This window comes from Streptomyces sp. AK010 (assembly GCF_014207295.1).
In the GTDB taxonomy this organism is placed as follows: Bacteria; Actinomycetota; Actinomycetes; order Streptomycetales; family Streptomycetaceae; genus Streptomyces; species Streptomyces massasporeus.
The window spans coordinates 121,141-134,728 of record NZ_JACHCX010000005.1 but is presented as its reverse complement, the minus strand read 5'-3'; the positions used below and the strand labels follow the sequence as shown (position 1 = coordinate 134,728).

Genomic DNA, 13,588 nt, shown 5'->3' with positions numbered 1-13,588 from the left:
TCTAGGCTGAGCGGCTGAGTCGTATGAGGCGCCCTAGGAGAAACAGCCGATGTCAGACAGCTCCCCCCTGCCGCCGGTGCGGCTGCACCCCGAAGCGGAGCTGGCGCGCTACGCCCTGTCCACGCCGTTGCTGTCCCGGGCTGCCCGGCTCGCCCGCTGGGCCGGGCCGGACACCCGTGTCGACGCCGGGGGCGGGCTCGTCGACGAGCAGCTGCCCGCGGCCGTCGAGGCGCTCGGACTGAGCGGGGACGACGCCGCCGCCGACGCGAGCGAGGCGTGGCGGGTGGCCGTGGACGCCGGACTCGTCGAGGTCGTCGACGAGGAGGAAGGCACCGTGACGGCCGGTGAGGACCTGGCCCTGCTCACCGGTGGCTCCCCGCGCGACGTGCTCGCCGTGTGGCTCGCCGCCGTGGAGACCGTGCTCGCCGACGCGAGCGTGCCCGACCTGGACGGGCTCGTGCACGAGGACGGCGAGGTCGACCTTTCCTCCCTCGACTGGGACCCCGAGGCCGAGGCCGAATTCCTCGACGGCGTCCTCGGTAACCTCTATCTGCTGACCGCCGGCGACGACACGCCCGACGGCGCCCCGGTGCCGCTGCCGGCCCTGGCCGCCTCGGTGATCGTGCCCAGCGACATGGGAGAGCCCACCGACGACGTCCTGGAGCAGGTGTCCGACGCCATGATGCGGCTGGACGACCAGTTCCGGATGCTGGAGCCGGTGGGGTTCGTCGCGTACCAGCCGGTCGACGAGGCGCTCATGGCCGACGCCGACGAGGAGCCCGCGGCGCCCGTCGACGACACCGACGTCTCCCGGTACGGCCTGGTCCGGCTCACCCCGCTCGGGCTGTACGGCATGCGCGCACGGCTGATGGAGGCCGGGTTCGAGGCGCCGGCCGTCGGGGACCTCACCGACAAGGGCGCCGACGTGCTGCTGGACGGCACTGCGGAGTTCCCGCCCGGTGCCGCGCAGGCCGAGACCGAGCAGTGGCTCCGGCGGCGGGAGCCGCTCGGCGCGGCGCGGGAGTTGCTCGCCGCGGCCCGGGGCTCCGACGCCGGGGCGCCGCTGCGGCGGCTGCGGTGCCAGCAGGCCCTGTCGCTGGTGGGGTCCACGGCCGAGCCCGCACTGCGGGAGGTGCTCGACGACGCCGAACTGGGCGGGCTCGCGCGGGTGTGGCTGACCGAGAACGGCGCGGTGGATGTGCCCGCGCCGTCCGAGGCGATGGTGTACTGGCTGACCATCGACACGGTGGCCGCTCAGCTCGCCGCGGAAGGGAATTCCGAGGAGCTGCGGGCCTTGGTGCAGGGGCTTGCGCAGCAGCACGGTGGGTTCTTCGAGGCTGTGTGGCGGGTCGATCATCCCGCGACCGCCGATGTGCTGGAGGCCATGGGGCGGTTGCATCCCGACAAGAAGGTGGCGAAGGAAGCGCGGAAGGCGGCGTTCAAGGCTCGGTCGCAGCAGGGGCGCTGACCTCGTATCGCGGGTGCGGGTGTGTTGTGGCTTCTCGCGCAGTTCCCCGCGCCCCCAGGGCGTTGTTCAACTGGTGTTCACGGATGAGCGGGACGGTTTCGCCGAACGAGGTCCGCCACCCTCCACGGCATATCCACCGTCACAGGAGACACCATGTCGCTCACCCGTAGGGACTTCGCCAGAAACTCCGCGATCACCGGTGCCGGTGTCGCGCTGGCGGGCAGTGTCGGCGCCCTCGCCACCGCGCCGAACGCCCTCGCCTCCGACGACACCGGCAGCGCGGGGGACCAGGCGTCGGACGCCCGGCACGGAGTCGGCTACGGGCCGCTCGTCCCGGACCCCGAGGGCATCCTCGCCCTGCCCGCCGGCTTCGCGTACCGGGTCATCACGTACAGCGGCAAGACCAAGCTGGAGTCCGGCGAGACCACGCCGTCCAACCACGACGGCACCGCCGCCTTCGACGGCCCCCGCGGCACCACCCTGCTCGTCAACAACCACGAGCTGAAGGGCCCGCGCGCCAAGTGGGAGCACCCGGTGCCGCTCACCGAGGGCCTCGTCTACGACCCCGCGGCCGCCGGCGGCTGCACCGTCGTCGAGGTGCGCCCCGACGGACGCGTCGCCGAGTGGGTGGGCATCGCCGGCACCTCCACCAACTGCGCGGGCGGCGCCACCCCCTGGGGCACCTGGCTCACCTGCGAGGAGAACTCCGACAAGGCCGGCGTCAACGGCATGACCAAGGACCACGGTTACGTGTTCGAGGTCGATCCGTGCGACCGGCGCGCCAATCGCGGCCCCAAGCCGCTGAAGTTCTTCGGCCGCTACGACCACGAGGCCGTCGTCATCGATCCCAAGCGCGGCCACGCCTACCTCACCGAGGACGCCGCGGGCCCCAACGGACTCTTCTTCCGCTGGACCCCGCCCCGCGGCTTCGAGTACGGCCCCGGGAAGTTCCGGGGGCTCGCCGACGACGCCGGCGTGCTCCAGGCGCCCAAGTGCTTCGACTCCGGCGGCACGTTCGTCGACGACCTGTCCCGCGCCACGAAGATCGGCACCGTGTACGGCGTCGACTGGGTGGACGTCCCCGACCGCGACGCCCGCACCACGCCCGTGCGCAAGCAGTTCAAGGACGGCGAGGTCACCCGCGCCCGCAAGCTGGAGGGCATGTGGTGGGGCGACGGCGGTGCCTACATCGTCTCCTCCTACGCCCGTGAGGAGAGCCCGGTCCGGCACGACGGCCAGGTCTGGTTCTACGACCCCAAGCGCCGCACGCTGACGCTCAAAGTCCTGCTCGGAGTGAACCCCGACCCGTCGAAGGACGGTGCGTTCGACGGTCCGGACAACATCACCGTCTCCCCGTACGGCGGCCTCGTCATCGCCGAGGACGGGGAAGGCGTGCAGCACCTGTTCGGCGCCACCGACAGCGGACGCACCTACCCGATCGCCCGCAACGAGCTGAACATCGGCACCGAAGAGGCGCCGGAATACAGCGAGTTCACGGGCGTCACCTTCTCTCCCGACGGCCGGACCCTCTACGCCAACATCCAGACGCCCGGCATCATGCTCGCCATCACCGGCCCCTGGAAGCGCCAGAAGCGGTAGAACACCGAGTCACCCGTACGAGTGGGGGTGTCCTGTTCGGCGGACGACCCCTGCTGCTGGACATACGGTTCAGGGCGGCACCGACACCACGGAGGCGGTGCGCCGGCACTACAAGAAGCACGACCGGGTGCTGATCGTCACCGACGAGCAGTGCACGCACCACCACCGGGGCGACCCGGCCGAGCAGATCCCGGCCGACGTGCCGGTCTACAGCTGGAACCCCGCCGGGTACCGGGCGGGCCACGGTCCGTCGGGCCCGGGTAACCGGCACACGTTCGGAGGCCTCCCGGACGCCGCTTTCCGGATGGTTCCGCTGATCGAGGCCTCCCGGGACGCAGACTGGCCCTGGGTGGCCCGAGGGAAGGGACAGACCGTGGCCCGCACCGCGTAGGGAGTGCGGGCCACGGTTCTGTGCGCCGTTCTGCGTGCGGTTGTGTGTGTGGTCCTGTGCGCGGGCCTTGTTGAAGGGCGTACTGACATCTAACATGTCAGTTCATGGAAGCCATCCGGCCCGTGCCCCGGACCCTGCTCAGGGACCGTGCGTACGAGGCGATCAGGGACGCCATCGTCGCCGGGGAGATCGAACCCGGCGCGGTGGTGCGGGACGCCGAGCTCGCCGAGCGGCTCGGGCTGTCCCGGGCGCCGGTGCGCGACGCGTTCTCCCGGCTGGTGGGCGAGGGGCTGCTGGAGAGCAAGCCGCAGAGCCACACCCGGGTGACCCCGCTCGTGGCTTCCGACGTCCGGGACGCCGCCGCGGTGGTCGGCGCCATGCACGAGTTGGTGACACGGGTCGCCGTGCCCCGGCTGGAGGCCGCGGACATCGAGGCGATGCGCGCCGCCAACGAGCGGTTCGCCGCCACCGTGTCCGCCGGAGACGTGGACGCGGCGCTGCGGGCCGACGACGAACTGCACGACGTCCTCGTCCGGGTGAGCGGCAACCGCGCCGCCGCCGCGACCGTCGCCCGCTACACCCCGCTCATCCGCCGCCTGGAGCGACAGCGCTTCGGTGAGGGCGGCAGCTGCCGTTCGGCCGGGTTGCACGAGCGGCTGATCGAGACCTGTGCCGCCGGTGACGTGGACGGGGCGGTCCTCGTCACGGCGGAGATCTGGCGAGGCCTGGAGGAGCTCGCCGACTGACGCCGGCCCCTGCTGGCCGGCATCGATCGAGACCGACCCGGAGGAACCATGTCCCTTTCCTCGTACGAGCGTTACCCCCTGCTCTTCGGGCCCTCGCCCGTGCACCCCCTGGAACGGCTCACCGCGCATCTCGGCGGCGCCTTTCTCTGGGCCAAGCGCGAGGACTGCAACTCCGGTGTGGCGTACGGTGGCAACAAGACCCGCAAGCTGGAGTACCTCGTCGCCGACGCGCTCGCCCAGGGCTGCGACACCCTCGTGTCGATCGGCGGCGTGCAGTCCAACCACACCCGCCAGGTCGCGGCCGTCGCCGCCCGGGCCGGGCTCAAGTGCGTTCTCGTGCAGGAAAGCTGGGTGGACTGGCCCGACGCCGTGTACGACAAGGTCGGCAACATCCTGATCAGCCGGCTCGCCGGGGCCGATGTGCGGCTGGTGAAGGCCGGGTTCGGCATCGGCTTCAAGGAAAGCTGGGAGCGGGCGCTCAGGGAGGTCGAGGAGGGCGGCGGGAAGCCGTACGCCATCCCGGCCGGGGCCTCCGACCATCGGCTCGGCGGACTCGGCTTCGCCGGGTGGGCGTACGAGGTCGCCGAGCAGGAGCGGGAGCTGGGCGTCTTCTTCGACACCGTCGTGGTGTGCTCGGTGACCGGATCGACCCAGGCCGGCATGGTCGCCGGGTTCGCCGCGCTGGAGGAGGCGGGTGGGCGGGCCCGGCGCGTGCTCGGCATCGACGCCTCGGCGAAGCCGGCCGCGACCCGCGGCCAGATCGCCCGTATCGCCGACCGCACGGGACAGCTCATCGGCTTGAAGCGCGAGCTGACCGAGTCCGACGTCGAACTCGACGAGCGGTACCACGCGGGCGTCTACGGCGTCCCCGACGAGACCACCCTGGCGGCGATGCGGCTCGCCGCCCGGACGGAGGGGATGGTCACCGACCCCGTCTACGAGGGCAAGTCCATGGCCGGGATGATCGATTTGGTGTCGAAGGGCGAGATCGGCTCCGACGCCACGGTGCTCTACGCCCATCTGGGTGGGCAGCCGGCGCTGAACGCGTACAGCGCGTTGTTCTGACCTGCCGGGGGCGGGGAATCATCCGGCGGGTCCTCGGGTTGTGCCGGTCAGCCGACGTCCTGGAGGAGCCGCCATGTCCGATCAGCCCGCCGTCCGCGAACTCCGCCTGGTCGTGACCGCCGAGGACTACGACGCCGCGCTGCACTTCTACCGGGACGTGCTCGGCCTGGCCGAGCAGGGCGCGTTCGCCTCGGAGGACGGACGGGTCACGATCCTCGACGCCGGGCGGGCCTCTCTGGAGCTGACCGACCCGAACCACGCCGCGTTCATCGACGAGGTCGAGGTGGGGCGGCGGGTGGCCGGGCACGTCCGGGTCGCCTTCCAGGTGGACGACTCCGTCGCCACGACGGCGAAACTGGCCGCCGCGGGGGCCCAAATCGTGGCCGAGCCGACACGCACTCCGTGGAACTCCCTGAACTCCCGGCTCGAAGCACCGGGTGCGCTTCAGCTGACGCTGTTCACCGAGCTCGATGAGTGAGGGGGCGGTGGATGCCGGGTCCGGGTGATCCGCCGGCTGCGGGCGCTCCGCCTGACCGTTGGGTGTGGGTCGGGGCCGCGACGGGGGTGTCCGTCCTCGGAACGGCGCGATGGGCCTTCCTACCGACTGACTGGCGTTGACGCGCCAACCGCTGCGGGCGGACACCCCCCGACACGGCCCCTTCCCGCCGTACGCGGGTGCGGGCGCGCGGTGGCGTCCGTGGCGGAGGGCGTCCGTCCGGCTTCTCCTGCCGGGCAGGGTTCGGGGGCGGCTACAGTGCTGGACGTGTGGACGGACAATCAGCGTGCAGAGCGGTCCGACGGTGCCCGGCGCCGGGCCACGATCCACGACGTCGCACGGCTCGCCGGGGTGTCGCGTCAGACGGTCTCGCGGGCGGTCAACGACAAGGGTGAGATCGACCCCGGCACCAAGGAGCGGGTCCTCGAGGCGGCGCGGCTCCTGGACTACCGGCCCAGCCGGTTCGCGCGCGGACTCGTCCAGAAGGGCGCGGTGACGGCCGGTCTGGTCATCCCGGATCTGCGCAATCCGTTCTTCCCCGAGGTGGCCGCCGGGGTGCTGGAGGCGGCCGAGCAGCGTGGCTGGCAGGTCGTCGTGTGGGACTCCCGGATCGACGAGGTCAGGGAGCGTGAGGCGCTCGACGTGCTCTCCCACCAGGCGGACGCGGTCGTCGGCTACTTCAAGGACCCGGACGACGTGCTCACCCGGCACCTCGGGGGCGTGCCGCTGGTGCTGCTGGAGCGCGGCCCGCAGCAGACCCGGTTCGCGGCCGTGGGCATCGACGCCGCCTCCGGTGTCGAGCAGGGCATGGGCCACCTGTTCCGCGCCGGGCACCGCAGGATCGGCATGCTGGACGGTGTGCACGGCCCCGGTCCCCGCAGACAGGCCTTCGTGCAGCAGACACGGCGGCTCGGACTGCCGGTCGACGAGGACTGGGTCGTGGTGTGCCCCGAGCACAGCGTCGCCGGTGGTGAGGCCGGCATGGAGCGGCTGCTGGCCCAGCGGCCCGACGTCACCGCGGTCTTCGGGTTCAACGACCTGATCGCGGTCGGGGCGATGCGTGTCGCGCGACGGCGTGGCCGGAGCGTTCCGGGCGACCTGGCCGTGCTCGGCTTCGACGGACTCTCGCTGGGCGAGCTCGTCGAACCCGCCCTGACCACCCTGCACATCGACAAGCGGCAGCTGGGGCGGCTGGCCGTGGAGCAGGTGGCCCGACTGCGCGCGGGCGAGGAGCCGCTGCGGGGCGCGGCCGCGTGGGTGACACCCGAACTCGTGGTGCGCGACTCCGCCTGACCAGGTGATCGCCGCCCGAGTCCGGCTGGGTACGGCCTCCGCAACGCGGCCGTACCCGGTGGCTGGGCGATGAAGACGCAGGGCGGGGTGCCGGCTCGCCGTCTCGGTAGAGTGCGGAGAAAGTCCCCGGTTCGTGGAGGAGTGGTCGCGTGGCGCAGGTCAGGCCCATGCGGGCGGATGCCCGGCGCAACCACGAGCGGTTGCTGACGGTCGCCGCGGAGGCCTTCGCCGAGCACGGGGAGGGCGCCTCGCTCGACGACATCGCCAAGCGTGCCGGGGTCGGCTCCGGCACGCTGTACCGGCATTTCCCGACCCGGCAGGCGCTGCTGGAGGCCGCGTATCTGGACCGTGTCGAGGCGATCGCGGCCCGGGCCGGTGTGCTGGCGGAGGAACTGCCGCCGGGCGCAGCGCTTGGGGAGTGGCTGTACGAACTGGGCGCCGGGATGATCCGGATGCGAGGGCTGAAGGCGCTGCTGGGCCCGGCCGTCACGGACTCCGGCTCCCTCGTGAACACGGCCTGCGGCGACTCGGTCAGGGCCGCGGCGGGGCGGCTGGTCCGGGCGGCGCAGGAGGAGGGCACACTGCGGGCGGACGTCGAGCCGAGCGACGTGCTGCGGCTGGCTCACGGGATGGCGACCGCGTCGGAACTGGCCGCCGGGGAGGACCGGCACCTCCGGCGGTATCTGACGCTGCTGATGGAGGGGCTGGGCGCGGGGCGCCGCTGACGCGGTGAGCCGGACGCCCCCTGCGCGGGGGCGTCCCCGGAGTCCGGTCGCGGGTTACAGCGCTTGCGCCGCCGGCTTCACCATGCCCCTCACCGTGCGGGACTTCACGAAGTCGCCCATGGCCGTCATCTCCCACTCGCCGGAGTACTGGCGGATGAGCTTGGCCATCAGGACGCCGGTCTGAGGTTCGGCGCCGGTGAGGTCGAAGCGGACCAGTTCCTCGCCGGTCGTGCCGTCCAGGAGGCGGCAGTAGGCCTTGGCGACCTCGGTGAACTTCTGGCCGGAGAAGGAGTTCACCGTGAAGACCAGGCCCGTGACCTCCTGGGGGAGGCGGCCGAGGTCGACCATGATGGTCTCGTCGTCCCCGCCGCCCTCACCCGTGAGGTTGTCGCCGGAGTGCCGGATGGCGCCGCCGACGATCTGGAGCTTGCCGAAGTAGCAGCTGTCGATGTGGTTGCGCTGCGGCCCGTAGGCGATGACCGAGGCGTCCAGGTCGATGTCCTTGCCGCGGTAGGCCGGCTCCCAGCCGAGACCCATCCGGACCTGGGCGAGCAGGGGCTGGCCGCCCTTGATCAGGGAGACCGTCTGGTTCTTCTGGAGGCTGACGCGGCCCTTGTCGAGGTTGATCTTCCCGGCGCCGGGCGCGGGCGGGGGAGGCGTGGCCGGGGCGGCCGGGGGCGCGGCGGGGGTGGAGACGGGCGGGGCGGGCGGCTGCACCGGGGCCGGCGGCGGGGTCACCGGCTGCGGCGGGGCGGCGGCCGGTTCCTCCACCGTGACCCCGAAGTCCGTGGCGATGCCCGCCAGGCCGTTGGCGTATCCCTGGCCGACGGCGCGGGCCTTCCACTGCCCGCCTCGCTGATAGACCTCCACGATGACCAGGGCCGTCTCGTCGCCGAGCTGCGGGGGCGTGAAGGAGGCCAGGACGGAACTGTCGTCCGCGCTGCGGATCGTGGCCGTCGGCTCGATGCCGCGGAAGGTCTGGCCCGCGGCGTCCGGGCTCGCCGTGACGACGATCTTCTCGATGCCGGGGGGAAGGGCCGTGGTGTCGATCACGATCGCGTCGGGCGCGCTGCCACCGCCCGAGCGGTACGTCACGCCCGGGCCCGACGGCTGGTTGTAGAAGATGAAGTCGTCGTCGGAGCGCACCTTGCCGTCGGCGGTGAGCAGCAGGCCCGATACGTCGAGCCGCACCGGAGCGGCGACGTCCACCGTCACGCGGGCGGCGGACAGGGGGATGTTCGAGCCGGGGGTCATAGCTGTCATGCCGGGTGAACGAGCGAAGCGGTTTTGCCGTTCCCTTACCTTGGGGCCAATCGGGTCACCGGCGATTGCGGGGGTGATCCCGGGCGGTGCGCTCGTTGCCGCGCTTGTAGTTGCCCGTCCAGCGGGCCATGGCGAGCTGGGCGTCGGAGGTCTCGACCTCGGCGAGGAACTGCGCGGCGCGGGGGCCGTTCAGGGTGGTGACGGGGCGGCCGTGGTGGCTGATGCGGACGGTGCCGCCCGCGTGCTGCTCGTAGGTGAATCCATGAGGTCTCGGCATGCGGTGAGGGTACGAGGCGGGGAGCAGGCGCCCCAGCGAATTTCGCCTGCCCCGCCCGCGGTGGTCCCTTCCCTACGGCACGACCACGATCTTGCGGCCGACTCCCGCCGCGAACTGGTCCAGCGCCTGGGGGTAGCGCTCCAGCGGGATGCGGTCGCTGATGAAGACGTCCGGGTCGAGGACGCCGCTCGCGAAGAGCTCCGCCGCCCGCTCGAAGCTGTGCAGCACCGCCATCGAGCCCGTGATGGTGATCTCCTGGTTGTAGATGCGGTACGGGTCGATCGTCACGCGCGTCGCGTAGTCGGCCACGCCGAACTGCAGGAACGTGCCCGCCTTCGCCACCCGGTCCAGGCCGTCCTGGATCGCCGCCGCGTTGCCCGTGGCGTCGACGACCAGGTCCCAGCCCTGCGGACGGTCCAGTTCGTCGGGGTTCGCCGCCGCCGCCGAGACGCCGAGGCCGCGGGCGGTCTCCAGGCGGGCCGGGTTCACGTCGACGACGTCCACGCTCGCCGCACCGGTGCGCTTGGCCAGCTCCAGCATCATCAGGCCCATGGTGCCGGAGCCGTAGATCAGGACGTGCGCGCCGAGGCGGGACTGGAGCACGTCGTAGCCGCGTACCGCGCAGGACAGCGGTTCCACCAGGGCGGCGTCCTCGGTGCGGACGTGTTCCGGGAGCTTCACGCAGTTCGCCACCGGGGCGACGGCGTACTGTGCCGCGCCTCCGGCCGTCGTCACACCGATCGCCGCCCAGCGTTCGCAGAGGTTGTTGTGGCCGGTACGGCAGTAGCGGCACTCGTAGCAGTACAGAGACGGGTCGACGGCGACCCGGTCGCCCACCGACACCTCCGTGACCCGGGTGCCGACCCCGACCACCTCGCCCGCGAACTCGTGCCCGGGCACGATCGGCAGCTTCGGGGCGAACTCGCCCTGGAGGATGTGGAGATCGGTTCCGCACAGGCCGCAGGCCGCGACCTCGACCACGACCTCGCGCGGGCCGGGCGTCGGGTCGGGGACCTCGGCGACGACGGCCTTGCCCAGGGACTCGATGACGGCGGCCTTCATTTGACGGCTCCCAACGACAGGCCCTGGACCAGCTTGTCCTGGGCGGCGAACCCCGCGGCGAGCACCGGCAGGGAGATGACGAGCGACGCGGCGCACACCTTCGCCAGGAACAGGCCCTGGCTGGTGATGAAACCGGTCAGGAAGACGGGGGCGGTCTCGGCGACCACACCCGTGAGCACCCGGGCGAACAGCAACTCGTTCCAGCTGAAGATGAAGCAGATCAGGGCGGTGGCGGCGATACCGGGGAGGGAGATCGGGGCGACCACGCGCGCGAGGACCGTGGGCAGCCGGGCCCCGTCCACCTTCGCGGCCTCGATCACCGCGACCGGGATCTCGGCGAGGAAGGACTGCATCATCCACACCGCGATCGGCAGGTTCATGGACGTGTAGAGGATGACCAGCAGCCAGATGTTGTCGAGCATCCCGGCGTTCTTGGCGAACAGGTAGATCGGCAGCAGGCCCGCCACGGCCGGCAGCATCTTCGTGGAGAGGAAGAAGAACAGCACGTCCGTCCACCTGCGGACGCGGTTGATGGACAGCGCGTACGCCGCCGGGAAGGCCAGCAGCAGAACCAGCAGAGTCGAGGCCACGGACGCGACGGTGGAGTTGATCAGGGCCGGCCAGGGGCTCGCGCCGCCGCCCGCGCCGAAGAACTCGCGGTAGCCGTCCAGGGTGAGCGCCGCCGCGAAGGACGGCGGGTTGGTCGCCGCGTCCGTCTCCGAGTGGAAGGACGTCAGTGCCATCCACGCGATGGGCAGGAAGAACGCGATGCCGAGCAGCCAGGCCAGCAGGCCCAGGCCCGCACCCTTGCCACGGACACGGCGGGCACGCAGTGCGGTCGTGCTCATGCGCGGGACACCTCCTCGCGGAACAGGGACGACACCACACGCAGGGCGAAGGTCGCGATGATGATCGAGCCGATGACCACCAGGACGCCCGCGGCCGAGGCGAGGCCGTTCTCGTGGGCCTGGTAGAAGCTCTGGTAGACGGTGTAGGGGAGGTTGGCGGTGCCGAGGCCCCCGGACGTGATCGTGAAGACCGCGTCGAAGTTCTGGACGATGTAGATCGAGCCCAGCAGAGCGCCCAGTTCGAGGTAGCGGCGCAGGTGCGGCAGCGTCAGATGGACGAAGATCTGCCAGTCGCTCGCGCCGTCGACCCGGGCCGCCTCGATCTGCTCGTGGTCGCGGCTCTGCAGTCCGGCCAGCAGGATCAGCATCATGAACGGTGTCCACTGCCAGACGAGGGACGCCTCGACCGCGAGCAGCGGGGTGTTGGAGATCCAGTCGGGCTGTGGGCCGCCCACATAGTGCAACAACCCATTGAACAGGCCGTATTCAGGGTTGTAGAGCACATGCTTCCAGAGCAGGGCGGCCGCGACCGGCACCACCAGGAACGGCGCGATCAGCAGGGTGCGGACGATGCCGCGCCCCCGGAACCTCCGGTCCAGCAGCAGGGCGAGGACGAGTCCCAGGACCAGGCTGGCCAGCACCACCGCCACCGTCAGCAGCACGGTCGTCCACACCGAGTGGCGCAGGTCCGGGTCGGTGAGGACCTCCTGGTAGTTGTCGACGCCGGTGAAGTGCCGGGCGTCGGGATAGAGGGAGTTCCAGTCGAAGAAGGAGATCACCAGCGTGGCCACGAAGGGCAGCTGGGTGACGACGATCATGAAGATCAGGGCGGGCAGCAGCGGAGCCCGGGTGGCCCAGGCGCGCAGCCGGGCGGAGGGCCGGCGGACCGGGGTGCGGAGCTCGGGGGAAGCCGCGGGGGCCGTTGTCGTGGCGGTCATCGTCCCTCGTACTCCTCGGAGATCTTCTCGGCGAGCGCCTGGGACTTCTTCAGGGCCGACTCGACGGACTGGCGTCCGGCGATGGCCGCGCTGATCTCCTGGGAGACCTTCGTGCCGAGGTCGGTGAACTCGGGGATGCCGACGAACTGGATGCCGGGCGCGGGCCGCGGCTGTACGCCGGGGTCGGTCGGGCGGGCCTGTTCGATGGCCTCCTTGGTCATCTCCTGGAAGGCCCCGGCCTCCTTGCGGTAGTCGGCGTTGGCGTACGTCGACGCCCGCTTGCCGGCCGGGACGTCGGACCAGCCGACCTGGTCGCCCACCAGCTCCTCGTAGCCCTTGCCGGACGCCCAGGAGACGAACTTCCAGGCGTTGTCCGGATTGCGGGAGGCCTTCTGGATGCCCCAGGCCCAGGTGTAGAGCCAGCCGGAGGACTCGGTCTTCTCGACGGGCGCGGGTGCGTAGCCCACCTTGCCCTTCACCGGGGAATTGGCCGCCTCCAGGGAGCCGGCCGCGGAGGTGGCGTCGTACCACATGGCGACCTTGCCCTGGGTCATGTTGTTCAGGCACTCGGCGAAGCCGGCCTGGGCGGCGCCGGACTCGCCGTGCTCGCGCACCAGGCCGACATAGAACTTCGTCGCCTCTTCGAAGGCGGCGGAGTCGAGCCGCGCCTTCCAGTCCTTGTCGAACCAGGTGCCGCCGAAGGTGTTGACGACCGTGGTGAGGGGAGCCATCACCTCGCCCCAGCCGGGCAGGCCGCGCAGACAGATGCCCTTCATGCCCGCCTCGGCGCCGTCGGCCTTCGCCGCGAGGTCCGCCACCTGCCGCCAGGTGGGGCGCTCGGGCATCGTCAGGCCCTTCTTGTCGAACACGTCCTTGCGGTACATCAGGAACGACGACTCGCCGTAGAAGGGCTGGCCGTAGAGCTTGCCGTCGTCCGCGGTGAGGGACTGGCGCATCGGCTTCAGGACGTCCTGCTCGTCGTAGGCCGGGTCCTCGGCGACGTAGCCGTTCATCTGCCGCAGCCAGCCGTTGCGGGCGTAGATCGGTATCTCGTAGTTGGACAGGGTGGCCACGTCGTACTGGCCGGCCTGGTTGGCGAAGTCCTGGCTGATCTTGTCGCGGACGTCGTTCTCGGGCAGCACCGTGAAGTTGACCTTGATGCCCGTCTCCTCGGTGAAGTGGGCGCGGGTCAGCTTCTGCAGCTCGACCATCTGCGGGTTGTTGACCATCAGGACGTTGATGGCGTCGCCGCCGGAACCGGCCCCGCCCGCGCCGGCCCAGCAGCCGGAGAGCAGCGGGGCGAGCAGCGTCCCTGCGGCGGCCAGGGCGAGCGGGGCTCGCGGTGGCCGTCGTCGGCTCTGGGTTCGCATGGATCGCTCCTGGATGTATGGGGAGATAAGGGGCAGCACAGGGCGTG

General features: G+C 71.4%; 13 protein-coding genes and 1 pseudogene. 8 read left to right on the top strand and 6 right to left on the bottom strand.

What is annotated here, in order from left to right:
- The first annotated feature begins 49 nt into the window (after window positions 1-49).
- From HDC93_RS11720 to HDC93_RS11685, 8 genes and pseudogenes are all read left to right on the top strand, one after another.
- Entirely contained in the window at window positions 50-1,468 is a 1,419-nt protein-coding gene (locus tag HDC93_RS11720) for a hypothetical protein (RefSeq protein WP_185009899.1), read from the top strand.
- Between the two features lie 153 nt (window positions 1,469-1,621).
- Window positions 1,622-3,067 carry an alkaline phosphatase PhoX gene (locus HDC93_RS11715; RefSeq protein ID WP_185009896.1) on the top strand — a complete coding sequence of 482 codons (1,446 nt, stop codon included), beginning with the start codon at window positions 1,622-1,624 and terminating at the stop codon, window positions 3,065-3,067.
- Window positions 3,068-3,140: 73 nt separating this feature from the next.
- A pseudogene (locus HDC93_RS11710) lies at window positions 3,141-3,458 on the top strand (TROVE domain-containing protein); the annotation flags it as partial.
- 104 nt (window positions 3,459-3,562) lie between these two features.
- The gene (locus tag HDC93_RS11705) at window positions 3,563-4,204 is read left to right on the top strand and encodes a GntR family transcriptional regulator (protein ID WP_185009894.1); all 642 of its coding nucleotides are present in this window, start codon (window positions 3,563-3,565) and stop codon (window positions 4,202-4,204) included.
- A 48-nt stretch (window positions 4,205-4,252) separates the two neighbouring features.
- Entirely contained in the window at window positions 4,253-5,269 is a 1,017-nt protein-coding gene (locus HDC93_RS11700; RefSeq protein ID WP_185009892.1) for a 1-aminocyclopropane-1-carboxylate deaminase, read from the top strand.
- A gap of 73 nt (window positions 5,270-5,342) precedes the next feature.
- The gene (locus tag HDC93_RS11695; RefSeq protein ID WP_185009890.1) at window positions 5,343-5,747 is read left to right on the top strand and encodes a VOC family protein; all 405 of its coding nucleotides are present in this window, start codon (window positions 5,343-5,345) and stop codon (window positions 5,745-5,747) included.
- Between the two features lie 285 nt (window positions 5,748-6,032).
- Window positions 6,033-7,058: a LacI family DNA-binding transcriptional regulator gene (locus tag HDC93_RS11690; protein WP_185009888.1), complete on the top strand. Its 1,026-nt coding sequence runs from the start codon at window positions 6,033-6,035 to the stop codon at window positions 7,056-7,058.
- A gap of 149 nt (window positions 7,059-7,207) precedes the next feature.
- Window positions 7,208-7,783 (top strand): TetR/AcrR family transcriptional regulator, encoded by a 576-nt coding sequence (locus HDC93_RS11685; protein ID WP_185009886.1) that lies wholly within the window; start codon window positions 7,208-7,210, stop codon window positions 7,781-7,783.
- Window positions 7,784-7,837: 54 nt separating this feature from the next.
- Here the strand turns inward: HDC93_RS11685 and HDC93_RS11680 are convergent, their stop codons facing one another.
- From HDC93_RS11680 to HDC93_RS11655, 6 genes are all read right to left on the bottom strand, one after another.
- Window positions 7,838-9,037, bottom strand: coding sequence for a TerD family protein (locus HDC93_RS11680; RefSeq protein WP_185010386.1), 1,200 nt, complete (start codon window positions 9,035-9,037; stop codon window positions 7,838-7,840).
- A gap of 64 nt (window positions 9,038-9,101) precedes the next feature.
- Complete coding sequence (locus tag HDC93_RS11675) at window positions 9,102-9,323, bottom strand: hypothetical protein (RefSeq protein ID WP_185009885.1); 222 nt, start codon at window positions 9,321-9,323, stop codon at window positions 9,102-9,104.
- Between the two features lie 72 nt (window positions 9,324-9,395).
- Window positions 9,396-10,385: a zinc-dependent alcohol dehydrogenase family protein gene (locus HDC93_RS11670; protein WP_185009883.1), complete on the bottom strand. Its 990-nt coding sequence runs from the start codon at window positions 10,383-10,385 to the stop codon at window positions 9,396-9,398.
- Complete coding sequence (locus tag HDC93_RS11665) at window positions 10,382-11,233, bottom strand: carbohydrate ABC transporter permease (protein WP_185009882.1); 852 nt, start codon at window positions 11,231-11,233, stop codon at window positions 10,382-10,384. The genes HDC93_RS11670 and HDC93_RS11665 overlap by 4 nt, the downstream gene beginning before the upstream one ends.
- Window positions 11,230-12,171: a carbohydrate ABC transporter permease gene (locus HDC93_RS11660; RefSeq protein ID WP_185009880.1), complete on the bottom strand. Its 942-nt coding sequence runs from the start codon at window positions 12,169-12,171 to the stop codon at window positions 11,230-11,232. The genes HDC93_RS11665 and HDC93_RS11660 overlap by 4 nt, the downstream gene beginning before the upstream one ends.
- Window positions 12,168-13,541: a sugar ABC transporter substrate-binding protein gene (locus tag HDC93_RS11655; protein WP_185009878.1), complete on the bottom strand. Its 1,374-nt coding sequence runs from the start codon at window positions 13,539-13,541 to the stop codon at window positions 12,168-12,170. Before HDC93_RS11655 ends, HDC93_RS11660 begins: the two co-directional genes overlap by 4 nt.
- Window positions 13,542-13,588 lie beyond the last annotated feature (47 nt).

Excerpts from the sequence above, each read along its gene's own strand:
- HDC93_RS11700 (WP_185009892.1), top strand. The coding sequence starts at position 4,253 with ATGTCCCTTTCCTCGTACGAGCGTTACCCCCTGCTCTTCGGGCCCTCG.
- HDC93_RS11670 (WP_185009883.1), bottom strand. The coding sequence starts at position 10,385 with ATGAAGGCCGCCGTCATCGAGTCCCTGGGCAAGGCCGTCGTCGCCGAG.
- HDC93_RS11715 (WP_185009896.1), top strand. The coding sequence starts at position 1,622 with ATGTCGCTCACCCGTAGGGACTTCGCCAGAAACTCCGCGATCACCGGT.
- HDC93_RS11705 (WP_185009894.1), top strand. The coding sequence starts at position 3,563 with ATGGAAGCCATCCGGCCCGTGCCCCGGACCCTGCTCAGGGACCGTGCG.
- HDC93_RS11665 (WP_185009882.1), bottom strand. The coding sequence starts at position 11,233 with ATGAGCACGACCGCACTGCGTGCCCGCCGTGTCCGTGGCAAGGGTGCG.
- HDC93_RS11720 (WP_185009899.1), top strand. The coding sequence starts at position 50 with ATGTCAGACAGCTCCCCCCTGCCGCCGGTGCGGCTGCACCCCGAAGCG.
- HDC93_RS11655 (WP_185009878.1), bottom strand. The coding sequence starts at position 13,541 with ATGCGAACCCAGAGCCGACGACGGCCACCGCGAGCCCCGCTCGCCCTG.
- HDC93_RS11675 (WP_185009885.1), bottom strand. The coding sequence starts at position 9,323 with ATGCCGAGACCTCATGGATTCACCTACGAGCAGCACGCGGGCGGCACC.
- HDC93_RS11660 (WP_185009880.1), bottom strand. The coding sequence starts at position 12,171 with ATGACCGCCACGACAACGGCCCCCGCGGCTTCCCCCGAGCTCCGCACC.
- HDC93_RS11680 (WP_185010386.1), bottom strand. The coding sequence starts at position 9,037 with ATGACCCCCGGCTCGAACATCCCCCTGTCCGCCGCCCGCGTGACGGTG.
- HDC93_RS11695 (WP_185009890.1), top strand. The coding sequence starts at position 5,343 with ATGTCCGATCAGCCCGCCGTCCGCGAACTCCGCCTGGTCGTGACCGCC.